The following is a 25,131-nucleotide window of genomic DNA, read 5'->3' on the forward strand; positions in this document are numbered from 1 at the left end:
CTTGTTAGCCCATTTCCTTAAATGAAGAAGGCTCCCAATCCTCGGTTTGTTTTATTAACCTGGATAGAAAGCCTTTTTATTATGATTCTTCTTCATCCTCATTTAATTTAATTTTTTTGCAGCCGACATATAAACATGCGAGAATATCAAGATCCGGTTTTGCTTTTGCTAATCCTTTTATATAAGGAGTAACTAAATCCCGGAAGTCCGCTCCAACCTCTTCTTCCTCTAAAATTCCATATACATATAATTTTTTCTCTGCAAATAAAAAGGCGACGTTGCCTACTCCTTTATTTTTTGCATCAATGACATTTAACACCTGGTATTCCGGCGTTATTACCTCGGGTGAAAAAAATATAGGCAAGAATGATCTACTCCTTTAAGAAAACTGTAATTTTTCAAATAAGGTATCATTTTCTTTTGACGGTTTCTTTTTTGCCACCTTTATTAGTACCATACAGAGTAAGCTGCATAATAATGTTAAGCCTGCTGTTGTTAAAAACATGCCGGGACGGGACCAATCCATTAACTTACTGAAGATCGGCGGCCCGACTGCTACTCCCAGAAAGCGTACAGAACCATAAAGTGAGGTGACAAATCCACGACGATCGGTTGGAACCGATCCTGTAATAAAGCTGTTAATACAAGGGAGAACAAGCCCTGTTCCAATGCTGCTGATGACAAGAACAGCAAAGAATGGAATTAGTTTTTGAAAGAACGTTAAACTGGCAAAGGAAGCAGTCATCAGTAACAGACCAAAAATAATTAATCCTTTCATCAGCGTCATTTTTTTACCGATCTTACTTCCTGTAAAGTAGGAAGTAGTTGTCATAAATAATAAAGGAATGGCTAATATTGCCCCTTTTAATAAACCATCAATTTGATGGTCTTTTTCGAGAATATCCGAAATATAAAACAAAATTCCAAATAAAGTAAATAAACACACAGCCCCTGTTAAATAAGCGGCAAACAGCCAGCGTCCTTCTGTTTTAAATACAGACACAAGCCCCTTTACATACTCACCGACAGGGGGAGGTTCTTTTTCTGCTTTCTTTTCTTTTATAAAAAAAATGGTAAGAAGAATCGCTATAAGACAAAAAATTGGAAAGGCAAAAAATGTTGCATACCAAAATAGGAGAGCCAAAAGTGACCCTATAATTGGGCTAATGACTTTTCCAAACCCATTCGAGGCCTCTACAAGGCCTAAAACCTTACTTTGCTCCCCGCCTTTAAATAAATCCCCAGTTAACGCCATGGCAATAGGGGCCGTTCCTGCAGCTCCTATTCCCTGCATGATCCTTCCAGCAAGAATCAGCATATAGGATTTTCCGAACCATGCTGCTGCAGCACCGGCAAGTAATCCACCGCTGCCATATAATATCAGCGCTGGTATAATGACTGCCTTTCTTGAAAATCGATCAGATAAATATCCCAGCACAGGGATGGAGATCGCCGCGGCAATAGAAAAAACGGAAATCACCAGGCTGACTTGAAATTGTGAGATATCGAGTTCAGCTTTCATTTTCGGCAGTATAGGGATCAACATCGAGTTACCCAAGACAAGAATGAGCGGGATGGAACTAATTGCAAGAATGGTTAAGCCTTTACTTTTTTGCTTTGGCAATGAATGTACACCCCTAACTTGAAGTTTCAGCGATTATAGTTTTTGGAAAGATTCTAAAAGTTATTCAAGGCGAATGCCTAATTTCTAAGGGAAATGCCTAATACTTACACATTCACCCATCTTTTGAATAATCTATCCTAGAAAAAAGGAGGAGGCGACTCTTGTCCCATGGATTTTTTATCATTACCAAAAAGGACTTCAGGAATCAGAACCTATGGATTAACATCGATTATCGACTTAGGTACCCCAATGGGTGAATTAATAAATAATTTATCTGATTACAGCCATTTAATCGATTTAGCGAAAATTGGCATCGGGTCTGCGTATGTGACACCGAATATTAAAAAGAAAATTGAAGTTTATAAGGAATTTGATATTAAGCCATATTGCGGTGGAACATTGTTTGAAAAATGCTATTACCAAAATAAATTACCTGAATATAAGACCTATTTACACAATTTAGGCATTGAATGGGTTGAAATTTCGAATGGAACGATTGATATACCATTAAATGAACGCCTCCATATCATTTCTTATTTTAAAGAGGAATTTCAAGTGATTTCCGAGGTAGGATCAAAAGACTCTGACAAGGTCATGCCAATAGCAAAATGGAAAGAGGAAATTAAGCTTTTATTAGAGGCAGGGTGTGAATATGTCATTACAGAGGGAAGAGACTCCGGAACCTCCGGGATTTATGAAAAAGGCGGTACGGTAAAGTCAGAATTAATTCAAGAACTTCTAAAAGAAATTGATCCAAATAAAATTATTTTTGAGGCGCCTTCTCCCAAGCATCAAATGTATTTTATTAAAGAAATTGGTTCAAATGTGAATTTAGGAAATGTAAAGCTTCAGGATGTACTAGTGTTAGAAACCCAGCGCTGCGGGCTAAGAAGTGAAACATTCTATATGGAGGATCTTGAATGCAAATTACCTTAATTAGGCATCTTCCCACGGAATGGAATAAGAAGCAAAAACTGCAGGGGAGAAAGGATATAGCAATAGCTGAAGTTACTCCTGATATCAAGCGGGGGATTGATGAAAACCTGCAAACACTAAACCGTCTATCACCATTCGATTTAGTGCTTGCCAGCAGCTTAAAACGGACCCGGCAAACTGCACACCACTATGGCTTTTATCCTGAAACGGAACGATTGCTGGATGAATTGGACTTTGGACCGTACGAAGGCTATTCAAAGGGTGTACTACTTGATGATCATGGCGGTAATTGGCTGGAAAACCCCTTGTCATTAGTTTTAGGTGAAAGTATCATTCAATTTGAGAATCGAATTATTTCATTTGTCCAGAAGTATCAAGATTTTTCCAATATCTTGGTTTTTGGTCATGGTTCATGGATAAGGGGGCTTATTTCCTTTTCCCGTTTCGGTCATATAAATGAGATGAATAAAATAACTGTGGCTAACAATGAGTGTATTACACTTTCGTTGCTGGATGCGTTGGAGGGGTAAGGCTTGGGTGTACAATTAACATATGATACATGGGATGACAAAAGAATATTGAATATTTTGGAACTGCATGGAGATTATCTTGACATTTTAAAATGGGCTTTTCAAGAGTATAAAGAGGAAATTGTGTATTCTTGCAGCTTTGGAGCTGAAGGGATTGTATTAATAGATTTAATTCATAAGATCAATAAAGATGCAAAAATTGTTTTTCTTGATACGGGGCTCCATTTTCCGGAAACCTATGAATTGATTGAACAAGTGAAAGAACGCTACCCTTCACTTACGATTACAATGATTAAACCCAAATTATCTTTAGAAGAGCAAGCAAAGGAGTTTAGAGAGGGGCTCTGGAAGCATAATCCCAATCTTTGCTGCAAATTACGCAAGGTAGACCCGCTAAAAGATGCTCTAAAGGGGGCAAAAGCATGGATTTCTGGTCTTCGCCGTGAGCAGTCAGCGACACGAAGCCAAACTCAATATATAAATAAGGATGAAAAATTTCAAAAGATTAAAGTTTGTCCACTGATACATTGGACCTGGGAGGATATTATGAGTTATATCCAATTAAATAAGCTCGATTATAATCCTCTGCATGACCAGGGATATCCGAGTATCGGCTGTGCCCCATGTACAGCAGCAGTCATGGACGACAAAAACTCTCGTGCGGGCAGGTGGGCAGGATATACAAAAACAGAGTGCGGGCTTCATCAAATATGACATTTACCGGTTTACGGAGGAGAAAATGGTGAGTAAAAGTGTACCGCATGGCGGAAAATTAATCAATCGAATAAATTTAGAGTTAAAGACAGATTTTGCTTGTAACTACGTTGAATTAGAACCTCTTGAATTAAGTGATTTAGAGTTGCTTGCTAATGGAGCTTATAGTCCACTTGAAGGATTTATGGGAAAAGCTGATTATGAATCTGTTGTTCACCATATGCGGCTTGCCAATGGACTTCCTTGGTCCCTGCCGATTACATTAGCAGTTAGCGAACAAAAGGCTGCAGAAATTAAAATTGGGGATACGATTAAATTAGTTCATCATCATAAGGTTTACGGTGTGATAGAAGTGGTGGAAAAATTTGCACCTAATAAAAAACTAGAAGCAGAAAAGGTTTATAAAACAACAGATCCTGCTCATCCCGGAGTGAGAAAGCTCTTTAATAGGCCTGATACCTATATTGCCGGTCCAATTACGTTAGTTAATAAACCTCCAAAAACACAATTTACTTCATATTATTTAGATCCAATTGAAACAAGAACAAAATTTGCTGAATTAGGCTGGAAAACGGTGGTTGGATTTCAAACTCGTAATCCTGTACATCGGGCGCATGAATATATTCAAAAATCAGCATTAGAAATTGTTGATGGGTTATTCTTAAATCCGCTTGTAGGAGAGACGAAAGCGGATGATATTCCAAGTGACATCCGTATGAAAAGCTACCAAGTGCTGCTTGAAAACTATTATCCAAAAACCCGGGCATTCTTATCTGTTTTTCCCGCAGCGATGCGTTATGCTGGACCGAGGGAAGCCATTTTTCATGCTTTAGTCAGGAAAAATTTTGGCTGTACCCACTTTATTGTAGGGAGAGATCACGCTGGTGTCGGTAATTATTATGGGACATATGATGCACAAAAAATATTTAGTCATTTTTCCGAAGAAGAGCTAGGAATTAAACCGCTATTTTTCGAACACAGCTTTTACTGCAAAAAATGTGAAAACATGGCATCAGAAAAAACTTGCCCGCATGACAAATCAAATCATGTGATTTTATCGGGGACAAAGGTAAGAGGAATGTTAAAAAACGGCGAACAGCCGCCAAAGGAATTCAGCAGGCCTGAGGTAGTTGATATCTTAATTGAAGGAATGAAAGAAGTTATTACAAAAAGCTAAAGGGTGTACTGGATGGAGAAAAATATTATATGGCATCGGCCTACAATTACAAAATTGGATCGCTATAAAAAGAACGGTTATAGAAGTTCTGTTTTGTGGTTTACGGGTTTATCGGGATCAGGTAAATCTACATTGGCTAACGCCGTTGATTATGAATTGTTTCAACGGGGTATCAATAGTTATGTATTAGATGGCGATAATATACGTCATGGATTAAATAGTGATTTAGGTTTTAGCAAAGAGGATCGGAATGAGAATATCCGCAGAATCGGAGAAGTCGCAAAGCTGTTTGTTGACAGCGGGCAAATTGTCGCTACTGCCTTTATTTCGCCATTTCTACAAGACCGGGAATTAGTTCGAAAGATGTTTCCTGCTGGGGAGTTTATCGAAATTTATTTACATTGCCCTATTGACATTTGTGAGAACAGGGATCCAAAAGGTTTATATAAAAAAGCGCGTAAAGGGGAAATACCAGAATTTACAGGCATATCCTCACCTTATGAAGTGCCCGGTAAACCGGAAGTAGTAATTTCAACGAATAAATTGACAATTGAACAATCAGTGATGAAAATTATCAGTTATTTAGAAGAAAGGAAGATCCTATAGCGGGAATCTTCCTTTTTATCTTCTTCTCCAATTTGCGTTTAAGAACATTAGCTTTTGGAATTTTAAATGATAGATAAAGTCAATGATATTGGTGGAGAAAAATTGGCAAACTACTCCATAAATGACGATTTTATAATCGATCACCAAAGCGGTAAATAAGAAAATGAATAGATTAATACCCATCATTACCTTTCCCGGGCTCCAATTTTTATAAGAAGCAATCATTAATGCCGGAATGACCATCCCGCCGCTTGATGCCCCGGCACGAATCAGTAAACCTACCCCAATTCCAAAGAAAACGGAACCGGCAGCTAGGTCTAATAAAATATGTACATGAATATGGGGAGCTTGGGCAGATAAAATCGTTACAACTGTTGAAGTTGTGGCAACAGAAAGGATGGTACGAAATGTCCAAGTATAACCAAAATATTTTAACGCAAAGAGCAGAAACACAATATTTGCGAGCCACAATGAAAAACCAAGCGATAGATTAAACCAATAGTTCATCAAAATAGCAAGACCTGCAGCTCCACCGGAAGGGATAGAATGTGGGAATAAAAATAAAGACATGGACATGCCTTGTAGTATAGCACCAAAAAATAAACATATATACGTTAATAAAGGTCTTTTCATTGGTAAGAAAAATAAAAATAATCCCTAATAAAATCATATAGAAAACTGATTTTCACATGCCATCCCCCCCTAAGGAACTGCCTTCTTGTCCATTTTATGTGACGAGATAAGGGAATATGAAGAAAAATGCTGACAAGATCATTAAGATGTCCAACAAGGTTTGGTGCAGTTAACAAATCGTTGCTGATTTTTTTCAATATGAATTTTTTAGGAAGCAGCAATGATAATAAAATGGTAAAAAAAAGAAATATTTTATTGATAATTAAATCAATTACCAGTAAAATTATAATAGGATAAAAGAAATAATGCTTGTATCTGAAAAGGAATGAGTAAATTGAAAACGAATACTAAACAGGAGAAAGGTACATAGGGAACCTACTTAGGGTTAATTTTAAAAAAGGTTCGGGGTCTGTGTTTGTTTCAATGAAAGATTCATCATTACTATGTATCAAAGAAACTTTATTTCTCCTATTGAGAACGTTTACATTAAAGGTTGCTAAGAGAAATTTAGAAAAAGCTCTGCTTCATAATAATACTAATTTTGAATCCATTTTTATTACGAACGTCATTGGATTGGGACTGAAAATTTGATCGAAGTACCATTGTTTTGATTATAAATCCAACAAAATAAATCTGGTGGGAATGAACTAGACATATCTTGAACTAGACATAAGCCAAATTAGAAATAGGAATTTGTCTATCTCTAATTTGGCTTTTTTTATAAAAGTATACAGAAAGGAACTTTTAGAGAGAGATGAATAGTTCTATATCAGTTATAAAAAGAGAAAAACGGTTAATACTAGAAAACTATATATCGGATAGCCTGACAAGATATAATCCGCTTTTAGCATGTGATTCCGATGCAATTTACATAATGGACTTGGATGGTTTTTTTATCCCTTTAAATCCTGCATGTGAAACACTGTTTGGCTATGAAAAGGAACAATTCACAAAAATGACCTATATGAAGGTAGTTTCATTGGAGCATTTAGAGCGGGCATTATCTTTTTTTTATAAATCATTAGAAGGAAAGCTTGAAAACTTTGATTGCCAAATTACCCGCAGTGATGGAGAAATCCTTGATGTTAATATAACGAATTATCCTATTTTGATCAATGAAGAGATTGTTGGTGTTTATGGCGTTGCGAAAAATATTACTGAAATCAAACAAAAAAGAAAAATATTACTTGAAGAAATACGCCAGCGGGAAGAAACCTACAGGGAGATTGTAGAGCATTCTCCGGATGCAGTCATTATAGCAGGGAAAGACTTAATTCTCTTCGCCAATGATACAGCGGTAAATTTATTCGGTGCTGCCAGCAAAGATGAACTAATTGGGAAGAATGTAATGAGTTTTCTCCATCCTTCTTATTTGGAGATTGCTAAAAAGAGAATACAGGACGTTGAAAACGGTCATCCGGTTAATTTTATCGAAGAAAAGATTATCCGAAATGATGGTGAAATCATTGAGGTTGAAGTCAAATCAATCCCAACCATCTATCAAAATACTCCAGCTAGGCATATCATTGTACGGGATATTACGGAAAAGAAAAGAACACAAAAGTTACTGCTTGAATCTGAAAAGCTGACAGTTGCCGGTCAGCTAGCTGCCGGGATTGCTCATGAAATTAGAAACCCATTGACGGCAATCAAAGGCTTTCTTCAGTTAATGGAAAGTAATGATGAGAAGAATAATTCGTATAAAGAAATTATTAATGCCGAAATGGATCGAATAGAATTAATCTTAAGCGAATTATTAATGCTGGCAAAGCCACAGGAGTTAAAATTTAAAAAAACAAACTTAATTACAATTTTAGAACACGTAAAAGCTCTTATTGATACGCAAGCAAATTTAAATAATATCAAAGTCTCCATTCAATATAGATCCGAGATTCCGAAAGTAAGATGTGACGAAAATCAATTAAAGCAAGTATTTATTAATTTTCTGAAAAATTCAATTGAAGCGATGCCCGGCGGCGGAGAAATTACGATTATCGTCGAGCTCTGTGGAGTGGAATCCGTTCAAATTAGTTTCATTGATCAAGTGTGCGGTATTCCAAAAGAAGATTTAGAACGAATCGGCAAGCCTTTTTTTTCTACGAAAGAGGGAGGAACCGGATTGGGTTTGATGATTAGTAAGCAGATTATTGAAAATCATCGGGGAAGTTTCCAGATTCTAAATAATCATAGAGGGGTAACTGTTAAGGTGACATTACCATTTTTATAACTTATATTAACGAACAGCAATTTTAAGCTGTTTGTTTTTTTTTTGAAATTTAGGAAAGTTGATAAATATCCATCGTTATCATTCTGCCAAATTATGATAAAATATTTTTTAGAAGGAATAAAAGGAGAGGGGATGATCGAATGGAAAAAATAGCCCATATCTCAAGTGAATTAAAAGACTGGATCTTAAATACCCTCAAGTCAGGTGTTCATCCCGAGCAAATCGCCAATGCGATGATTAAAAAAGGTTTTGATCCAATATTTTCTTATAAAACCCTATTAAAATTGATGAATAATAATCCAATTGAGACCGTAATCCGTGAGCCTCGTCCTTATTTATATGAAATACCTGAAATTTGTAAAAAAGGTACCATTATTTCGACATCGGACCGTGATATTAAAGTATTGATGAAAATTGAAAAACCTTTCATTGTTTATTTGGACAATGTATTAAGTGATGAAGAATGTGATAGATTAATAGAGATATCAATCAGTCGGTTAAAGCCGTCAAAGGTCGTTGATTCCGTTACGGGAGAGATTAAGACGGCATCAGGAAGGACAAGTTCAGGAACATATTATCAATTAAATGAGACAGCTTTAATTGGCAGGATTGAACAAAGATTAGCAGAATTAACAGATTTCCCGATTGAAAATGGGGAAGGGATGCAGGTGTTAAATTATAAAGTGGGCGAGGAATATAAACCACATTTTGATTATTTTCCTGAAAACAAAATACAATTAAGTACCGGCGGCCAGCGTATTGGTACAGTATTAATGTATTTAAACAATGTTCAGGCGGGCGGTGAGACTATTTTTCCAAAGGCTGGGATATCAGTCACTCCCAAGAAAGGGTCAGCAGTCTTTTTCCACTATGGCAACAGTGAAGGGCAGGTAGACCGAATGTCGCTTCATAGCAGTATTCCGGTTGTTGAAGGGGAAAAGTGGGTTGCTACTAAATGGCTGAGGCAAAGTGAGATAGTAGAAAGATTTTAACCACATATATTGACTAATAGTAGATTTTGTGATATTAAAATAATTGTTAGCACTCTCAATGGATGAGTGCTAATAGTTTGATTAGCCCCCTTTCTAACGATTATAATGACAGTGTCAAAAATTGAAGGAGAGATCACTATGGAAACCAAGCAGTTTAAAGCAGAGTCCAAGAGGATATTGGACATGATGATTCATTCTATTTATACCCATCATGAAATCTTTTTACGAGAGTTAATCTCAAACGCGAGTGATGCCATTGACAAAATTTACTACAAGGCGCTAACTGACGAATCATTAACATTCGATAAAGACAACTATTACATAAAGGTAACCGCAGATAAAGAGAAAAGAATATTAAAGATCTGCGATACTGGTATAGGTATGTCGAGAGAAGAGCTGGAGAATAATCTTGGTACGATTGCAAAGAGCGGCTCTTTAGCGTTCAAAAACGAAAATGAATTGAAAGATGGCTATGATATTATCGGTCAATTTGGTGTCGGCTTTTATTCGGCATTTATGGTGGCTGATACAGTAACGGTAATCAGTAAAGCATTAGGAAGCGATGAAGCCTATAAGTGGGAGTCTAAGGGTGCAGATGGTTATACGATTTCCCATTGTGAAAAGGATGCTGTCGGAACAGATATCATTTTGACCATTAAGGAAAATACGGAAGATGAGAATTATGATGAATTCCTAGAGGAGTACCGCTTAAAAGACATCATTAAAAAGTATTCTGACTTCATTCGTTATCCCATTAAAATGGATGTGACCTCCAGTAAGTTAAAAGAGGGCAGCGAGAATGAATACGAGGAAATTGTTGAAGAAAAAGTTATTAACAGCATGGTGCCAATTTGGCGTAAAAATAAAAAAGAGCTGACCCAGCAAGATTATGATAACTTCTATGCGGAAAAGCGCTATGGCTTTGACAAGCCGCTAAAATCTGTTCACATCAGTGTGGATGGGGCTGTACGATATAACGCAATTCTTTATATTCCGGAAAAAATTCCATTTGACTATTATTCACCAGAGTTTGAGAAGGGGTTAGAGCTTTATTCCAGCGGTGTTTTAATTATGAATAAATGTGCTGACCTGCTTCCTGATTACTTCAGCTTTGTGAAGGGAATGGTGGATTCCGAGGATTTATCGTTAAACATCTCTAGAGAAATGCTGCAGCATGACCGTCAATTAAAGCTGATTGCAAAAAATATCAACAAAAAAATCAAAAGTGAATTGCAAAGCCTTTTGAAAAATGAACGAGAAAAGTATGTGGAATTCTACAATTCATTTGGACGCCAATTAAAATTTGGGGTTTACAGTGACTTCGGCACTCATAAAGAGGAACTGCAGGATCTGCTGATGTTCTATTCATCTATAGAGAAAAAGCTCGTTACCTTAGAAGAATATGTCTCCAGAATGCCGGAGGATCAAAAATATATTTACTATGCTGTCGGCGAAACAAACGAAAGAATCGAGAAGCTGCCGCAAACTGAATTGGTGGCGGATAAGGGCTATGAGATTCTTTATTTCACCGATGATATTGACGAATTTGCAATTAAAATGATTATGAGCTATCAAGAAAAAGAATTTAAGTCAGTATCAAGCGGGGACTTGGGTATTGAGGCAGAGGAAACCGGAAAGGAAACGGCCGCTGAAGAAGCCGAGAATAAAGATCTGTTTGAAGCAATGAAGGCAGCTCTAGGTGATAAAGTAAAGGCAGTCAGAGTTTCCAAACGATTAAAATCCCATCCAGTATGTTTAACCTCTGACGGAGAGGTCTCCATTGAAATGGAAAAAGTATTGAATGCAATGCCAAATAATCAGAACGTTAAGGCAGACAAGGTGCTGGAAATAAACGTCCAGCATGAAGTATTCCAATCATTGAAAGCTGCTTTTGCAAACGACAAAGAAAAGCTGGAACTATACACCAGCCTGCTATACAACCAAGCACTGCTAATCGAAGGTCTCCCAATCGAAGACCCAGTCGAATTTACTAACAATATCTGTAAAGTAATGGCGTAAGTCAGTATATCGGGTGTCAGGCACCAAGAAAAGCGGAAGCGCCTAGGCGCTGAAGCTGGACATGTGAAAAATTCACATGGTGCCTGACACTCTTTGTTTTTTGTTATATATATTTTCCGTAATCTGGAATAGCGACTTTGTCAAATTGATTCGCTAATTTTTGCAGACCGTTTGATAAGTGGTCTCCTGACATGGGGACACCATGGCCAGTAATGGCAGCGGAAGGTTTTAATTCTTCCAGTCTTTTGACTGATTCCCAGGCCGCATGCCAGTCTGTTGTAAAGTATCTTGGCGGGCCGTTAATTTCTTCTTCTTGAATTAAGACTTTATACAGTGCATCCTGTCTGACAGTCACAAACGCATCACCGGCAATTAACACTCGGTCACTATCTCTAAAGAATGAGACGTGTCCTGGTGAATGCCCTGGTGTATGAATCCAGCGAAATTCAGGCAAAAATGGAATGCTTCCATCAGAAGGGAGTGCCTGAACTGATTCTCCCAAATTAATTGGTTCATTAGGGAACATCGCCGACATCTTGGCAACCATTCCTCCTTCTACAGTTGGGTCCGGTTCCAGATAGCTAGTTTTCCCTGTTAGGAAAGGTAGTTCCTGTTCATGGGCGTAAACTGGAACCTGCCAATGCTCAACTAACTCGATAATGGCTCCTACATGGTCAAAATGTCCATGGGTCAGCAGAATCGCTTTTGGCCGGCTGCCCTCTCCGAAGCGTTCTTCAGTTAAAGAAATAATATCGTCTGCTGAACCTTGCATCCCGGCATCAATTAATACAAATTCATTTGACTTCGGCGCACCAATTAAACCAATATTTACAATTTGTATAGTATGGCAATATACATCCGGAGCAACAGTTACCCCAACACCGCTTCCAATTGAGGTAGCCGGAATAAATTTATAATCACTTCCATAAGACATTTCTTGATCCATCATACAGACTCCTTGTTATTGTTTTTAATTAGGGAATAGTTTACTTCCTTTTCCACTATTTATTCAGGAAAGTAAACTAACAATCCAATAGGTTTCCGATTGGATAGATTTTTAAATTTAATGTAGTATAAATATAGGTAAAAAATAGAAAGGGGATAGAAAAATGCCAACAAGTTTAACGGATATAACCACATTACATAATGGTGTACAAATGCCTTGGTTTGGCCTGGGTGTTTTTAAAGTACAAGAGGGTTCAGAAGTAATTGAATCCGTAAAAGCAGCGATTAAAAACGGTTACCGCAGCATCGATACTGCAGCAGTGTATAAAAATGAAGAAGGTGTAGGTAAAGGGATTCTAGAATCAGGGGTTCCTAGAGAAGAATTGTTTATTACTTCAAAGGTCTGGAATTCTGATCAGGGCTATCAATCCACTCTTGAGGCTTTCGAAACAAGCTTACAAAAACTAGGCTTAGACTATTTAGATTTATATTTAATTCATTGGCCAGGGAAAAATAAATATAAAGAGACTTGGAAAGCACTTGAAAAGCTTTATAAAGATGGCCGTGTACGGGCAATAGGGGTAAGTAATTTTAAAGTTCATCATTTAGAAGAACTGATTAAGGATTGTGAAATCAAGCCAATGGTTAACCAAGTGGAATATCATCCACACTTAACTCAAAAGGAACTGCTTGTATTCTGTCAAAAAGAAGGGATTCAGCTTGAGGCATGGTCACCGCTAAAGCAAGGACAAATTCTATCAGATCCTATTATTAATCAACTTGCTGAAAAATATGGCAAATCAGCTGCCCAAATTGTTCTGCGCTGGGATTTACAATCAAAAGTTGTGACAATACCAAAATCCATTAAAGAGCAGCGAATCATTGAAAATGCAAATGTTTTTGATTTTGAATTAACGAATGAAGAGATGCAAACCATTGATGGTTTGAACAAAGATGAACGTGTTGGTCCAGATCCGGATGATTTTATGGCCGGATTTACTGAATAGAACCAAATCTAGCGAACAGTCCATACTGTTCGCTGTTTTTTGTGTCAAATAACATGAACTCAGGTTCATATTTAGTGAAAAAAATGGTAAAATTACTTTAAGGACAAATAATTAGTTGGAAAAACTACAAACTAAGATTCAGCAGAGTCAAAAATAAAGGGTGATTTTGTGACAGAACAAACAGAACAATTAATGGCAGCCATTAAACATCGCAAACTGCCTTTATCAAAAGTTATTCTACGTATTATTGGTATTACAGTTGGTGCTATTTTAATGGCAACAGGGCTTGAAATATTCTTAGTTCCTAATAACGTTATTGATGGCGGTATCACAGGTATTTCTATTATGATTTCATATATTTCCGGTTGGAAACTAGGAATTTTCCTCTTTATCTTAAATATGCCATTTGTTTATTTGGGCTATAAACAAATGGGGAAAACTTTTGCCTTTTCAACTATTTATGGAATTATCGTCTTATCGATTTTTACCGCTATATTTCATCCAATTCCACCTTTTACAGATGATATTCTTCTAGCCACTGTTTTTGGAGGAATGGTTTTAGGTATTGGGGTTGGGTTAGTTATTCGTAATGGCGGTGCCTTAGATGGAACAGAAATATTAGCGATAGTAATTAATAATAAGGTTCCTTTTTCAGTCGGACAAATTATTATGATTATGAACATCTTTATTTTAGGTACTGCAGGCTTCGTTTTTAGCTGGGACAGGGCGATGTACTCACTTCTCGCTTATGTTATTGCATCAAAAGCGATTGACGGAATAGTTGCAGGGCTAGAAGGATCTAAATCAGTTTGGATTATTAGTGATGTTGCTGAAGAAATTGGTGATGCCGTTAATGCTCGCTTGGGCCGGGGAGTTACGTACCTGAAAGGAGAAGGTGCTTTTACCGGTGATACTAAGAAGGTTATTTTTAGTATCATTACACGGCTCGAAGAATCGAAATTAACGACAATTGTTGAAGAAATTGACCCTTCAGCATTTTTAGCGATTGCCGATATTTCGGAAGTTCGTGGAGGGCGTTTTAAGAAGAAGGGAATTCATTAGTAAATAAAAGGAGGGTCTCTGTCTTTTTCGACAGAGACCCCTTTTATTAATGTCCAGCCTCGGCTTGGTCAACGTGCTGGATATGACGGGTATTTACCCAAATAAAGATAACCGCTAGAAGGACAAATCCTGCTCCGGTAATGAAAGGAACTGAGGGATTAAAAATTTCTGCTAAACGGCCAGCAAAATAGGGTGCAATTGCTCCGCCAATGAATCGAAGGAAGCTATAGGCGGCGGAAGCAGTAGAACGTTCCACAGGTGCTGAATTCATAACAGCGGTTGTAATAAGTGTATTATTATTACCTAATAGTGCACCGGCGATAATAACAGATGCAATTACGACCCATTGCTGCTCCGTCCAGATTCCCATTGCAAGGAGTACTAAGGCAAATAAAATCAGCATTGTACACATTGATTTAATTGTACCAAACCGCTCTTGAAGTTTAGGTGCCATGAAAACAGAGGTGACGGCTAAAAGAATACCCCATCCCAGAAAGACAAAGCCCAATCCATGTTCATCTAACCCCATCACGAATGGTGCATAGGCAAGTAAAGTAAAGAAGCCAAAGTTATATAGTGCTGCAGCAATCCCGAATACTAGCAAAGAACGATGTTTTAAGGCTCGGAAGGGATCCATTAAGGATGTTTTAACCTTATTATTATTCTGGTTTGTAGCTTTTGGCATTAATAGTAAAAGCCCAAAAAAGGCAACGACCATTAGTACTGCGACGCCTAGAAATGGACCTCTCCAAGACATAGCACCTAACCAGCCGCCAAGAAGCGGACCTACAGAGATTCCAAGTCCAATTGCTGCTTCATACAGAATAATTGCTTTTGCAGTTCCACCAGTAGATAGTGAAACAATTGCGGCTAAAGCAGTCGCCACAAAAAGTGCGTTACCTAAACCCCAGCCTCCTCGGAGACTGACAAGTGTCCAAATTCCATTTGATAATCCACCAAGTGCAGAAAAGACAGCAATGATAATAATACCTGCAATTAATGTCCATTTAATCCCAAGTCTTGATGAAATCATCCCTGTAATCAGCATTGCCACAGCCATGACGGCATTATAGCTGGTAAAAAGCAAAGTTACCTGGCTCTGGGAAGCATTTAATTGTTTAGCAATCGCAGGTAAAATCGGGTCAACTAATCCTAGTCCCATAAAGGCAATAATACAGGCGAAAAATACGGCCCATACGGATCTGGGCTGATTAAGAATACTTGATTGTCCGAGAGTCAAATCATTCGCATTTTGAGATGATGTTACAGACTGTGATGTTGATGCCATATAAATTTCCCCTTTGTGTAAAATTTTTTCTTATAATAAGTTTTTGAAGCTGTTTCTAATGACATCCCCGCGGCTGATGATTCCAGCCAATACACCATTGCGCTCCACCGGTACTTTTTTGATCTGTTTTTTCCCTAAGATTGCTGCAATGTTTTCAATTGATTCATCCCAAGACACTCGAAACACTTTCCGCTTAGCAATTTCGAGTACATTTAATTTGAGTAAACGATGCTCTCTTTCTTCAAAGTCTTCATGATCCCCCTTTATGATAAAAGCATAATAGAAATTATCAACTACACGGTCCTCATGTTTACCAATATAACGCAAAATATCACCGTCACTGATAAAACCAACGATTTCATTTCTGTCGTTTACCACTGGAAGGCCGCTGATACGATACTCAATAAATTTTTCAATAACTGAACGGACTGTGTCACTTTCTTTTACCTTATGAACCTGACTGATCATAATCTCGTGTGCTTGCATGATTTTCTCCTTTAATAGTTCGTGGATATAAGTGGAACTAGTTGTATTATGAAACTATATGTTTGTATTATACAACTAATTTAATTATCGTCAATAGTGTTTATCATTTTTTTAAAATTATGCAAAATACAAAAGCAAACTAGGTTGTGATATGATAGATAATAGGAAATAAGCATTATGTGAGGAAGTTATAGAGATGGAAAATTCTTTAGAAATGATTGAACTTGAACTGGCCATCCTTATTCGGCGAATTACATCAGCCTCTGGTAATAAGAAAATTGGTCATTTGGATCGCTCTGCCTATCTAATTCTTCATCAAATTGCAACAAATGGAGCTGCAGGTGTAAAATCACTGGCAGGTGAATTTCAATTGGATATTTCTACTGTCAGCAGGCAGGCGGCAGCATTGGAGCATAAAGGGTATTTGTATAAAATTCCCGATCCAACCGATGGCAGGGCGTACACGTTTCAAATTACCGAATTAGGATTAAAAGAATTAAGGGATGATAAACGTGCACGAATGGACAGGGTAGCAGAGGTCACAAAGAATTGGCCAGAAGAAGATAGGGAAGTTTTTGGAAGACTTTTAAGAAAGTTTAACCATGGAGCTATTTCATCTTAAAAAGGGTTCAAATTTCCCGTGTTTTTAGATAAGATAGATATGGCTCGTATAATAAATCAGGGTGAGGGATTACAGCTAATGAAAACGGATACAAAGAGAATTGAAAAAGACTTCTTAGGAGAGAAGGAAATACCTGTAGAAGCTTATTATGGGATTCAGACGTTAAGGGCGGTTGAAAACTTTCCTATTACCGGTTACCGGATTCATGAAGAATTAATTAAAGCGCTTGCTGCTGTAAAGAAGGCGGCAGCCATTGCGAATATGAATACAACACGCTTATATAGCGGTCTTGCAGAGGCGATTGTCCAAGCGGCCGATGAGATTTTACAGGGTAAATGGCATGATCAATTTATCGTTGATCCAATCCAAGGCGGCGCTGGTACTTCTATGAATATGAACGCCAATGAAGTAATAGCCAATCGTGCGCTTGAAATTTTAGGTTATGAGAAAGGCGATTATTTTCATTTAAGCCCGAATAGCCATGTAAATATGTCTCAATCTACGAATGATGTATTTCCAACAGCGATTCACATCTCAACGCTGAAGCTATTAGAAAATCTCCTTGAAACAATGGCACATATGCACAAGGTTTTCAAGAAAAAAGCAAAGCAGTTTGAAAATGTTATCAAAATGGGCAGGACTCATTTGCAGGATGCAGTGCCAATTCGTCTTGGACAAGAGTTTGAAGCTTATTCAAGAGTCCTTGAGCGGGATATGAAGCGCATTCAGCAATCACGGGAACACCTTTATGAAGTTAATATGGGGGCTACTGCAGTAGGCACTGGATTAAATGCAGATCCGAAATATATTAAGGATGTTGTAAAGCAGCTTGCAGACATAAGCGGTCTTCCGCTTGTGAATGCGGAGCATCTTGTTGATGCTACACAAAATACCGATGCCTATACTGAAGTGTCCGCAGCCTTAAAAGTTTGTATGATGAATATGTCCAAGATTGCGAACGATCTTCGTTTAATGGCTTCAGGTCCGAGAGCAGGTTTAGCGGAAATTATGCTTCCAGCACGTCAGCCAGGCTCATCGATTATGCCTGGAAAAGTCAATCCCGTTATGCCTGAGTTAATTAACCAAATTGCCTTCCAAGTTATTGGTAATGATCATACGATTTGTTTAGCTTCTGAAGCAGGACAGCTTGAGTTGAACGTCATGGAACCGGTGTTAGTCTTTAATTTACTGCAGTCTATCAGCATTATGAACAACGGATTCCGTTCCTTTACAGATAATTGCTTAGCAGGCATTGAAGCAAATGAAGGCCGTTTAAGAGAATATGTAGAGAAAAGTGTCGGCATCATTACTGCAGTCAATCCTCATTTAGGTTATGAGGTCGCAGCAAGAATTGCTCGAGAAGCCATTACAAGCGGAAAGTCAGTTCGCGAATTATGTCTGCAGCATGATGTATTAACAGAAGAGGAATTAGACCTTATTTTAAATATTTATGAAATGACTAAGCCAGGGATTGCCGGAGCAGAACTTCTAGACAGAGATTAATCGCAAAAATTAAACAGAAAAGGCCTTCCAAGGGAAGAGCCTTTTTTGTTACTATGTTAACTTGCTTATTTTTTTTCTTTTTCCTTCGGCTGGTCGCGAAGTGTCCGATAAATTTGTGTATACATACTATCTTCCACAATATTTTCTAGAAAAAAAGGACCAATCAGCTCTAAGTATTCTTCATCATCAAACATTTTTTTGTTTTGTAATTCCATTTCCGCTAATCCTTCGTATGTAGATAGTAGTGCGTATGTATGATCCTTTCCGGAAATAGGCGTTAAGATTTCTACCTGATGACTATAGTTTTCCATTCTAAATTTTTTTATCTCTCTTAAATTCTCAATTCCTTCTTTAAATTTATCCTGCCTGATTACGAACGTTTGATATACTATCACCGACATGAAAGCACCCCTTAGTAAATACAATAAAGTTGAATTTATTATGCTCTTTTGTTTGCAGGAGTATACGGAAAAATTTAGTAGATAAATGAGGTGTGTTTTCGATGTATTTTATGGTTTTTTAATATGGCAAAGTGTAAAATAAAACACTAGAGAACTAGTTTAATAGTATTTGCAGGAAAGTGATATAAAAAAGGAATAGATTAACTGGTTTTTTCTGTAACCATTTTATCAGGTAGACGTCTATAAAATAAAAAGGAAAGTTAAGGGGAAATGAAAAGGGTGAGAGGGGCAATATTATTAATAGTTGCAGGCGGTTTAATAGGGTTATCGGGATGTTCGGAAGGAGTGTTGAAAGAAAAAGAAGTAAATGCCACTGAACATGTGGAGAAAAAAGTAAAAACGAAAAAGGTAGAAAAGCCTGTATGGGTTAATATTGTTGACCCTAATACGAAAAAAATAATAAAATCTTTTGTTCCAAAGGATTTTGGTTTTGGTACAGATGATGTAAAATATAAGGCTGCAATTACGGAATGGTCTAGAGAATTGGCAAGAGGAACAGATGAAAAACCAGGATATGACAAACGAATGATGCTTGATAAGCTTAAACCGGATGGGCAAATTATTAAAGGTTCACCGCAGACCATTATGGATGAAACAGAGCTAACCGAAAAAATGCTGGAAGCATCCGAAAAGGGCGGGGATGTAGAGGTACCGCTATATATATCTGACAGCGGCTATAGTCAAGAGGATGCAGCACATTTAAATGAGGTGGTTGTTGCTTCGTATACTACGTATTTCAAAAGCAATGTAATGGGCAGGTCGAAAAATATTGCCTTATCTGCTCAAGCTATTAATAATATGATCATCGGTAAAGAAGACCCATTTTCCTTTAACACCTCAGTTGGACCAAGTGATGAAGCTCATGGGTATCAAAGAGCACCGGAAGCTGTGGATGGAAAATTGGTAGATGGTGTGGGAGGAGGCATTTGCCAGACCTCTTCAACATTATATAATGCAATCGATCAATTAGGTGTGAGTTATATTGAGAAACATCACCATTCACTTCATGTTGGCTATGTTCCAAAGGGAAGGGATGCTACTGTTTCCTACGGCGGGTATGATTTTCGCTTTAAAAATACAACAGGGGTACCGCTCTTGTTAAAAACGTATGTGGGAAACGGATCACTAACGGTCGAGATTAGAACTTCCAATGAGTACAAAGCCCTTATTAAGAGAGCAATATAATAGTAAATCCCATTGTTGATTATGATTAAATCGAATCAATAATGGGATTTTGTTATTTATTTAATAGTTATCTCATCTCTTCCCAGTCAGTATAGCTGCCGCTGCCTTGACAGCCAGGGCAATCGAAGGAGTTAAAGTAAGCAAATTCATTATAAGGGTAAACCGTATAGCCGCGGCCTTGACAATCAGGACATTTGCCTTGGTCTTTCATATTGGAAAGATGGTTTTGATACCTTGTCTCTCTCCACTGATTAAATGAGTTGAGCAGTCCCATTTTTTTTCACCTCATTGTATCAATTTTCTTTTAGTATGGGGGAAAAATGGAAAATTTATGCTTGTGTGTCAAATAAAATATTATTATGTAATAATAATTTTATGTCAAAATCGGTCTATTTGTGAGTAAATTTGCTACTGTGATGCAAGATAAACAATAAATACGTTATAAGTGAGGTGATCTTATGGGAGAATGGAACGAACAGGCTGCACCAAATAATAATCTGCCCCCTAAAACACTAAAAACAGGTAAATTTCTAGGAAAGCAACCAAATCATGAGTTTTCAGAAGAATTATCCGACGGCGGCGAACGCGACCAATACATTAAGAAACAAAAGGACGGTTCAATTTAGGGTGTCAGGCACCAACAAATTTAGGCGCCTAAAGGCTCGTTACTATTATTTGTTCTGTAATATTAGCCCGTGCAACAATAGTATATTTGACCGTGATACTTTCCTACATACTTGGGTGAAAATTTGGAACGAAAAGTGGTTATTGTTGCAGTTTGAAATGCTGGATAAGTTGGATATCTATGAAAAAAAGAGATCCCTTGGCGGAATTACAGTAAAAGGACAGGGCTGACAGCACCTGTCCTTTTTACTGAATTTAATGAAACGGTAGAACCATCTTCGTGTTTAATCATTAATCCCCATTAAACATATCGAAAAGGCCTCTAGCGATACTGCCTTCGTCTTTGGAGCCTCCCCGTGAAGGGGCTGCTGCAAATACCCTGCTGGCTAGGCGGCTAAATGGAAGAGATTGAATCCACACGGAACCCGGCCCTCTAAGTGTGGCAAAGAATAAACCCTCACCCCCGAACAAGGCCGTTTTAACTCCTTTAACAAATTCAATATCGTACTGTACATCTCTTGTCATTGCTACTAAACATCCAGTGTCCACCCTTAATGATTGACCAGGTAGGAGGTCCTTTTTGATAATGGTTCCTCCTGCATGTATAAAAGCCATCCCGTCGCCTTCGAGCTTTTGCATGATGAACCCCTCGCCGCCGAAGAAACCAGCACCCAATTTACGCTGAAATTCTATCCCTACTTGAACACCTTTTGCTGCAGCAAGGAAGGCATCTTTTTGGCAAACAATTTTGCCTCCATATTCACTTAAATTCATTGGAATTATTTTCCCTGGGTATGGCGATGCAAACGAAACATGTCTTTTCGCTGTTCCAACATTCGTGAAAGTTGTCATGAATAAGCTTTCCCCAGTAAGAACCCGTTTTCCTGCGCTAAACAGCTTACCCATTAAGCCGCCGCCGCCTGAGCCATCGCCAAAGATGGTTTCCATATGAATATCGTTTTCCATCATCATAAAGCTTCCTGCTTCGGCAACAACCGTTTCCTGTGGGTCAAGCTCAACTTCAACGAACTGCATATCATCTCCGTAAATCTTATAATCGATTTCGTGATTATTCATCACAAATCCCTCCGCTTATTTTATAAGTACGTAATTATTTTAGTTTATCTAGGAAAAAAGCGCTAATTTTATAATGACATTTGGAAAATAAAAAAAGACGTCTGTATAAACAGACGTCTCCTGCGTATTGTGGCGAAAAATCCGCACTCCACATAGTGCGCTCCATTAAGGAATGATTTTCGACTTACACAATTCAGCTCATCGCTTGATTATTATAACACGTCAATTTTTCAAAGTAAAGAGTAAAATTTTTGACGAAGTATCTTGAATATATTAATCTATTGTTGTATATTCAAATAATCAGATATACAAAATAACGAGATAAGAAGGGTGAATATGCTTACTGACAAAAGGTTCCATCACTATTCCTTAACCAGCTTGCCAAAGGATCTTGCTTCAGGATTGATTGTGGGAGTCATTGCGATTCCTCTTGGTATGGCGTTTGCAATTGCTTCAGGGGTGAAGCCGGAGTATGGAATCTATACGACCATCGTTGCTGGGATTCTCATCTCATTATTTGGCGGATCCAAGTATCAGATTGGCGGCCCAACTGGTGCGTTTATTCCGATATTATTCGGTATCGTCATGACCTACGGTTATGAAAATTTGCTCATCGCCGGGTTTATGGCGGGGATTATTCTTGTATTAATGGGAGTTTTTCGACTTGGCTCGCTGATCAAATATATCCCAAGACCTGTTACGATTGGGTTTACTGCGGGGATTGCTGTAACCATATTCACCGGACAGATTGCTAGTTTCCTAGGTCTAGAGGGAATAAAGAGACACGAAGAGTTTATTAAGAACATCCAAGAAATCTTCATCACTCTGAATACAACAAATATTTACAGCATTTTAACAGCTGCTATTTGTTTAGGGACAATTATTGTAACGCCAAAGATTGCTCCAAAGGTCCCTGGACCATTGATTGGGTTAATCGTTTCTACCCTTGTGGCAACATTAATTTTTCCTAACCATGTCGCCACAATTGGAACGGCTTACGGTCAAATACCTAGCACTTTGCCAAGTCTCCATATTCCAGAAATTAATATGGAAATCATTATAAAACTAATTAAACCAGCCTTTATAATTGCGATGCTCGGCGGGATTGAATCATTGCTTTCAGCCGTTGTTGCAGACGGGATGACCAATAGCCGTCATAACAGTAATAAGGAACTCGTTGGACAAGGAATAGCCAACATGGTAACTCCGTTATTTGGGGGAATACCTGCGACAGGTGCGCTTGCCAGAACGGCCACTAATATTAAGAATGGTGCAGTTTCTCCTTTGTCAGGTATTATCCACGGAGTAGTAGTACTTCTTGTATTGGTGTTTTTTGCTCAGTATGCATCCTATATTCCTCTTGCCAGTATGGCTCCTATTCTTATGGTCGTCGCGTGGAATATGAGTGAAAGAAAAGTATTCGCCCATATTTTAAAAACAAAATCGACGGATGCTCTTGTGCTTGTTGTTACCTTTTTATTAACGGTGTTTGTCGATTTAACGACAGCCGTGCAGGTGGGACTTGTGATGTCTGCGATTTTATTTGTTAAACGAATGAGTGATATTATGATTACAGCTAAAGCGTTGCCAAACTATGAGGCAAAACGCAAAAAGGTTGAAACCGGGATGGTGTCGGATACTCATGATTGTCCGCAGATAAGTATATTTAATATTGAAGGTCCATTGTTCTTTGGTGCCGCGCTTACCTTTGAAGAAACTATCATGAGTACGATTAATTATAAACCAAAAATACTGCTGCTCCGAATGGGCAAAGTACCATTTATGGACACAACAGGAGAAGCAAATTTGGCAAGGATTGTTCACCATTTTTCGAAAAATGGTATAGTGATTATATCGGGTTTAAATCCACAGCCGGAAGCAGTTCTTAAGAAAACGGGGTTATATGATACGATAGGCAATGAGCATTTTTTTACACACACTGGTGAAGCCATTCAGTTTGCACTTGCGCAAATTAATAAGAATAAATGCCAGGGCTGTAAACATTTCGCTTTTAAGGAATGCCAAGCGTTATCTGGTTCTGAGGCAGTAGAAAGCAGCAAGCAGAAGCTAAGAGCTCTTTCTAATGAAGCAAAGGAGTTGATCAATTGAATTTAGAAATGCAGCGATTTAAAGCAGAATTTTTTAAAGCACTCGCACACCCTTTAAGAATCCGCATCTTAGAGGTCCTAGCGGAAGGGGATAAAAGCGTTAATGAAATACAAACCCTTATCGGCAGTGAAGGATCAGCAGTCTCGCAGCAGCTGCAGGTACTAAGAGCTAAAAATATTGTGTCCGGAACAAAAGAAGGCAATAAGGTGATTTATACCCTAAAAGATCCGATGATTATTGAACTTTTGGCAGTAGCAAAACAAATCTTTAATAATCATCTTGTCGATACGATTACGATATTAGATAAATTTAAAGAGGATGAAGAAGCACCAATAATGCCGAAGAATTAATGTTCTTCGGTTTTTGCATCTTTTTGAAAGGTTATTTTGGTAATATTTGTTGTTTTCACTTTAGTTAGAACGCAAAAAACAGGAACCCTCGATGTAAGATTACACTTTAAAATAGACTATCGAAATATATCAGCGAATTTTTGAAGGATATCGGCGAATCGAGAACATTTATCGGCGAATTTCAAATTTTATCGGCGAATCGAAAAATAACAATCTTTTAGAAAAGAGCTTTTTGAAAAAATATGAATTTATACAAAAAGATTTTCAACAAAATTTGACATAATCTGCATACGGTTTACATGAGCTTTGGCAGGATATTCATAGCGCTTTCATTTTCAGTGCTGATTGATGGTCATTGCAGGCTAGACCGGTTTTTTTAAAAGGAATTGGGCAGAATTATGTCAGTTTCTGTCGCCCGCCCTTTCTTGACATAACTGCATAGAAATGTTAAATTTTAATCAGCCGTTACACGTTATTAGATTTATCTGATAAAGCTTGTTCAAGGTTTTAACCGCTGTTTGGATAAGGTAATGAAAGTAAAGCTAGGTACGTTGTAATTTGGTGAATTTTAAACATGGCTTGTTTTTAGCCAATAGGAGGATTTTTTTTCATGAAAAACGGTAAGGTAAAATGGTTTAACTCAGAAAAAGGTTTCGGATTCATCGAAGGAGAAGACGGTAACGACGTTTTCGTTCATTACTCAGCTATCCAAACTGAAGGTTTCAAAACATTAGAAGAAGGTCAAGAAGTTTCTTTCGAAGTCGTTGAAGGAGCTCGTGGACCTCAAGCTGCTAACGTAACAAAGAAATAATTTCTCATACAACTATTCAAACAGTCCGGTTAACATACCGGGCTGTTTTTTGTTGTCTAAAAAATCCTTTCATCAATTACCAAAGCTTCTTTAAACATTAATTTGCTATAATAGATACATGTAAAAAATCGTAAAATAGGGTG

Annotated in this window: 26 protein-coding genes; 17 read left to right on the forward strand and 9 right to left on the reverse strand. The window is 37.8% G+C overall.

Going from position 1 to position 25,131, the window contains the following annotated elements; genetic code table 11:
• Positions 1-79: 79 nt before the first annotated feature.
• Both IE222_RS01275 and IE222_RS01280 read right to left on the reverse strand, forming a co-directional pair.
• Positions 80-364 (reverse strand): hypothetical protein, encoded by a 285-nt coding sequence (locus tag IE222_RS01275; protein WP_191268900.1) that lies wholly within the window; start codon positions 362-364, stop codon positions 80-82.
• Positions 365-379: 15 nt separating this feature from the next.
• Positions 380-1,624 carry an MFS transporter gene (locus tag IE222_RS01280; RefSeq protein WP_191268907.1) on the reverse strand — a complete coding sequence of 415 codons (1,245 nt, stop codon included), beginning with the start codon at positions 1,622-1,624 and terminating at the stop codon, positions 380-382.
• A gap of 168 nt (positions 1,625-1,792) precedes the next feature.
• Here IE222_RS01280 and IE222_RS01285 point away from each other — a divergent pair, with 168 nt between their 5' ends.
• From IE222_RS01285 to cysC, 5 genes are read left to right on the forward strand one after another with little or no spacing between them, the layout of a single operon-like run.
• The gene (locus tag IE222_RS01285) at positions 1,793-2,560 is read left to right on the forward strand and encodes a phosphosulfolactate synthase (RefSeq protein ID WP_191268909.1); all 768 of its coding nucleotides are present in this window, start codon (positions 1,793-1,795) and stop codon (positions 2,558-2,560) included.
• On the forward strand, positions 2,545-3,090 hold the full coding sequence (locus IE222_RS01290) for a histidine phosphatase family protein (protein WP_191268911.1): 546 nt from the start codon (positions 2,545-2,547) through the stop codon (positions 3,088-3,090). The genes IE222_RS01285 and IE222_RS01290 overlap by 16 nt, the downstream gene beginning before the upstream one ends.
• 3 nt (positions 3,091-3,093) lie before the next feature.
• Entirely contained in the window at positions 3,094-3,804 is a 711-nt protein-coding gene (locus IE222_RS01295; RefSeq protein ID WP_191268912.1) for a phosphoadenylyl-sulfate reductase, read from the forward strand.
• A 28-nt stretch (positions 3,805-3,832) separates the two neighbouring features.
• The gene (gene sat / locus IE222_RS01300; protein WP_191268914.1) at positions 3,833-4,981 is read left to right on the forward strand and encodes a sulfate adenylyltransferase; all 1,149 of its coding nucleotides are present in this window, start codon (positions 3,833-3,835) and stop codon (positions 4,979-4,981) included.
• Between the two features lie 12 nt (positions 4,982-4,993).
• A complete protein-coding gene (gene cysC / locus IE222_RS01305; RefSeq protein ID WP_191268916.1) occupies positions 4,994-5,587 on the forward strand; it encodes an adenylyl-sulfate kinase in 594 nt (197 codons plus the stop codon).
• Between the two features lie 15 nt (positions 5,588-5,602).
• Here cysC and IE222_RS01310 read toward each other — a convergent pair whose 3' ends face one another.
• Entirely contained in the window at positions 5,603-6,220 is a 618-nt protein-coding gene (locus IE222_RS01310) for a YitT family protein (protein ID WP_191268919.1), read from the reverse strand.
• Positions 6,221-6,974: 754 nt separating this feature from the next.
• Between IE222_RS01310 and IE222_RS01315 the strand changes: the two genes are divergently transcribed.
• The 3 genes from IE222_RS01315 to htpG all read left to right on the forward strand — a co-directional run bounded on the left by IE222_RS01315 (position 6,975) and on the right by htpG (position 11,458).
• On the forward strand, positions 6,975-8,447 hold the full coding sequence (locus tag IE222_RS01315) for a PAS domain S-box protein (protein WP_191268921.1): 1,473 nt from the start codon (positions 6,975-6,977) through the stop codon (positions 8,445-8,447).
• Between the two features lie 140 nt (positions 8,448-8,587).
• On the forward strand, positions 8,588-9,439 hold the full coding sequence (locus IE222_RS01320) for a 2OG-Fe(II) oxygenase (protein WP_191268923.1): 852 nt from the start codon (positions 8,588-8,590) through the stop codon (positions 9,437-9,439).
• 138 nt (positions 9,440-9,577) lie between these two features.
• A complete protein-coding gene (htpG, locus tag IE222_RS01325) occupies positions 9,578-11,458 on the forward strand; it encodes a molecular chaperone HtpG (RefSeq protein WP_191268924.1) in 1,881 nt (626 codons plus the stop codon).
• A 103-nt stretch (positions 11,459-11,561) separates the two neighbouring features.
• Here the strand turns inward: htpG and IE222_RS01330 are convergent, their stop codons facing one another.
• Positions 11,562-12,404: an MBL fold metallo-hydrolase gene (locus tag IE222_RS01330; RefSeq protein ID WP_191268926.1), complete on the reverse strand. Its 843-nt coding sequence runs from the start codon at positions 12,402-12,404 to the stop codon at positions 11,562-11,564.
• Positions 12,405-12,567: 163 nt separating this feature from the next.
• Here IE222_RS01330 and pgoN point away from each other — a divergent pair, with 163 nt between their 5' ends.
• Together pgoN and IE222_RS01340 are read left to right on the forward strand one after the other, a co-directional pair.
• On the forward strand, positions 12,568-13,410 hold the full coding sequence (pgoN, locus tag IE222_RS01335; RefSeq protein WP_191268928.1) for a glyoxal/methylglyoxal reductase: 843 nt from the start codon (positions 12,568-12,570) through the stop codon (positions 13,408-13,410).
• A 192-nt stretch (positions 13,411-13,602) separates the two neighbouring features.
• A complete protein-coding gene (locus IE222_RS01340) occupies positions 13,603-14,472 on the forward strand; it encodes a YitT family protein (RefSeq protein WP_191269356.1) in 870 nt (289 codons plus the stop codon).
• Positions 14,473-14,518: 46 nt separating this feature from the next.
• On the opposite strand, the gene IE222_RS01345 is transcribed toward IE222_RS01340, so the two are convergent.
• Entirely contained in the window at positions 14,519-15,760 is a 1,242-nt protein-coding gene (locus IE222_RS01345) for an MFS transporter (protein WP_191268930.1), read from the reverse strand.
• 30 nt (positions 15,761-15,790) lie between these two features.
• A complete protein-coding gene (locus tag IE222_RS01350) occupies positions 15,791-16,246 on the reverse strand; it encodes a CBS domain-containing protein (protein WP_191268932.1) in 456 nt (151 codons plus the stop codon).
• Positions 16,247-16,442: 196 nt separating this feature from the next.
• Between IE222_RS01350 and IE222_RS01355 the strand changes: the two genes are divergently transcribed.
• Positions 16,443-16,868, forward strand: coding sequence for a MarR family winged helix-turn-helix transcriptional regulator (locus tag IE222_RS01355; protein ID WP_191268934.1), 426 nt, complete (start codon positions 16,443-16,445; stop codon positions 16,866-16,868).
• A gap of 78 nt (positions 16,869-16,946) precedes the next feature.
• Entirely contained in the window at positions 16,947-18,371 is a 1,425-nt protein-coding gene (gene aspA / locus IE222_RS01360; protein ID WP_191268936.1) for an aspartate ammonia-lyase, read from the forward strand.
• A gap of 65 nt (positions 18,372-18,436) precedes the next feature.
• Here the strand turns inward: aspA and IE222_RS01365 are convergent, their stop codons facing one another.
• A complete protein-coding gene (locus tag IE222_RS01365) occupies positions 18,437-18,772 on the reverse strand; it encodes a hypothetical protein (RefSeq protein ID WP_191268938.1) in 336 nt (111 codons plus the stop codon).
• 270 nt (positions 18,773-19,042) lie between these two features.
• Here IE222_RS01365 and IE222_RS01370 point away from each other — a divergent pair, with 270 nt between their 5' ends.
• Positions 19,043-20,017: a VanW family protein gene (locus IE222_RS01370; protein ID WP_191268940.1), complete on the forward strand. Its 975-nt coding sequence runs from the start codon at positions 19,043-19,045 to the stop codon at positions 20,015-20,017.
• Positions 20,018-20,084: 67 nt separating this feature from the next.
• On the opposite strand, the gene IE222_RS01375 is transcribed toward IE222_RS01370, so the two are convergent.
• On the reverse strand, positions 20,085-20,291 hold the full coding sequence (locus tag IE222_RS01375) for a methionine aminopeptidase (RefSeq protein WP_191268941.1): 207 nt from the start codon (positions 20,289-20,291) through the stop codon (positions 20,085-20,087).
• A gap of 184 nt (positions 20,292-20,475) precedes the next feature.
• On the opposite strand from IE222_RS01375, the gene IE222_RS01380 reads away from it, so the two are divergent.
• Positions 20,476-20,643 carry a hypothetical protein gene (locus IE222_RS01380; RefSeq protein ID WP_191268943.1) on the forward strand — a complete coding sequence of 56 codons (168 nt, stop codon included), beginning with the start codon at positions 20,476-20,478 and terminating at the stop codon, positions 20,641-20,643.
• Between the two features lie 289 nt (positions 20,644-20,932).
• Here IE222_RS01380 and IE222_RS01385 read toward each other — a convergent pair whose 3' ends face one another.
• Positions 20,933-21,718, reverse strand: coding sequence for a TIGR00266 family protein (locus tag IE222_RS01385; protein ID WP_191268945.1), 786 nt, complete (start codon positions 21,716-21,718; stop codon positions 20,933-20,935).
• Between the two features lie 336 nt (positions 21,719-22,054).
• Between IE222_RS01385 and IE222_RS01390 the strand changes: the two genes are divergently transcribed.
• From IE222_RS01390 to IE222_RS01400, 3 genes are all read left to right on the forward strand, one after another.
• Entirely contained in the window at positions 22,055-23,827 is a 1,773-nt protein-coding gene (locus IE222_RS01390; RefSeq protein WP_191268947.1) for a SulP family inorganic anion transporter, read from the forward strand.
• Positions 23,824-24,177: an ArsR/SmtB family transcription factor gene (locus tag IE222_RS01395; protein WP_191268949.1), complete on the forward strand. Its 354-nt coding sequence runs from the start codon at positions 23,824-23,826 to the stop codon at positions 24,175-24,177. Before IE222_RS01390 ends, IE222_RS01395 begins: the two co-directional genes overlap by 4 nt.
• Positions 24,178-24,787: 610 nt before the next feature.
• Positions 24,788-24,988: a cold-shock protein gene (locus IE222_RS01400; protein ID WP_042463935.1), complete on the forward strand. Its 201-nt coding sequence runs from the start codon at positions 24,788-24,790 to the stop codon at positions 24,986-24,988.
• Positions 24,989-25,131 lie beyond the last annotated feature (143 nt).

Source organism: Neobacillus kokaensis, assembly GCF_014656545.1.
Classification (GTDB): domain Bacteria; phylum Bacillota; class Bacilli; order Bacillales; family Cytobacillaceae; genus Neobacillus; species Neobacillus kokaensis.

Excerpts from the sequence above, each read along its gene's own strand:
- IE222_RS01285 (WP_191268909.1), top strand. The coding sequence starts at position 1,793 with ATGGATTTTTTATCATTACCAAAAAGGACTTCAGGAATCAGAACCTAT.
- IE222_RS01290 (WP_191268911.1), top strand. The coding sequence starts at position 2,545 with ATGCAAATTACCTTAATTAGGCATCTTCCCACGGAATGGAATAAGAAG.
- cysC (WP_191268916.1), top strand. The coding sequence starts at position 4,994 with ATGGAGAAAAATATTATATGGCATCGGCCTACAATTACAAAATTGGAT.
- IE222_RS01310 (WP_191268919.1), bottom strand. The coding sequence starts at position 6,220 with ATGAAAAGACCTTTATTAACGTATATATGTTTATTTTTTGGTGCTATA.
- IE222_RS01315 (WP_191268921.1), top strand. The coding sequence starts at position 6,975 with ATGAATAGTTCTATATCAGTTATAAAAAGAGAAAAACGGTTAATACTA.
- IE222_RS01320 (WP_191268923.1), top strand. The coding sequence starts at position 8,588 with ATGGAAAAAATAGCCCATATCTCAAGTGAATTAAAAGACTGGATCTTA.
- htpG (WP_191268924.1), top strand. The coding sequence starts at position 9,578 with ATGGAAACCAAGCAGTTTAAAGCAGAGTCCAAGAGGATATTGGACATG.
- IE222_RS01330 (WP_191268926.1), bottom strand. The coding sequence starts at position 12,404 with ATGGATCAAGAAATGTCTTATGGAAGTGATTATAAATTTATTCCGGCT.
- pgoN (WP_191268928.1), top strand. The coding sequence starts at position 12,568 with ATGCCAACAAGTTTAACGGATATAACCACATTACATAATGGTGTACAA.
- IE222_RS01340 (WP_191269356.1), top strand. The coding sequence starts at position 13,603 with ATGGCAGCCATTAAACATCGCAAACTGCCTTTATCAAAAGTTATTCTA.
- IE222_RS01345 (WP_191268930.1), bottom strand. The coding sequence starts at position 15,760 with ATGGCATCAACATCACAGTCTGTAACATCATCTCAAAATGCGAATGAT.
- IE222_RS01350 (WP_191268932.1), bottom strand. The coding sequence starts at position 16,246 with ATGCAAGCACACGAGATTATGATCAGTCAGGTTCATAAGGTAAAAGAA.
- IE222_RS01355 (WP_191268934.1), top strand. The coding sequence starts at position 16,443 with ATGGAAAATTCTTTAGAAATGATTGAACTTGAACTGGCCATCCTTATT.
- aspA (WP_191268936.1), top strand. The coding sequence starts at position 16,947 with ATGAAAACGGATACAAAGAGAATTGAAAAAGACTTCTTAGGAGAGAAG.
- IE222_RS01365 (WP_191268938.1), bottom strand. The coding sequence starts at position 18,772 with ATGTCGGTGATAGTATATCAAACGTTCGTAATCAGGCAGGATAAATTT.
- IE222_RS01370 (WP_191268940.1), top strand. The coding sequence starts at position 19,043 with ATGAAAAGGGTGAGAGGGGCAATATTATTAATAGTTGCAGGCGGTTTA.
- IE222_RS01375 (WP_191268941.1), bottom strand. The coding sequence starts at position 20,291 with ATGGGACTGCTCAACTCATTTAATCAGTGGAGAGAGACAAGGTATCAA.
- IE222_RS01380 (WP_191268943.1), top strand. The coding sequence starts at position 20,476 with ATGGGAGAATGGAACGAACAGGCTGCACCAAATAATAATCTGCCCCCT.
- IE222_RS01385 (WP_191268945.1), bottom strand. The coding sequence starts at position 21,718 with ATGAATAATCACGAAATCGATTATAAGATTTACGGAGATGATATGCAG.
- IE222_RS01390 (WP_191268947.1), top strand. The coding sequence starts at position 22,055 with ATGCTTACTGACAAAAGGTTCCATCACTATTCCTTAACCAGCTTGCCA.
- IE222_RS01400 (WP_042463935.1), top strand. The coding sequence starts at position 24,788 with ATGAAAAACGGTAAGGTAAAATGGTTTAACTCAGAAAAAGGTTTCGGA.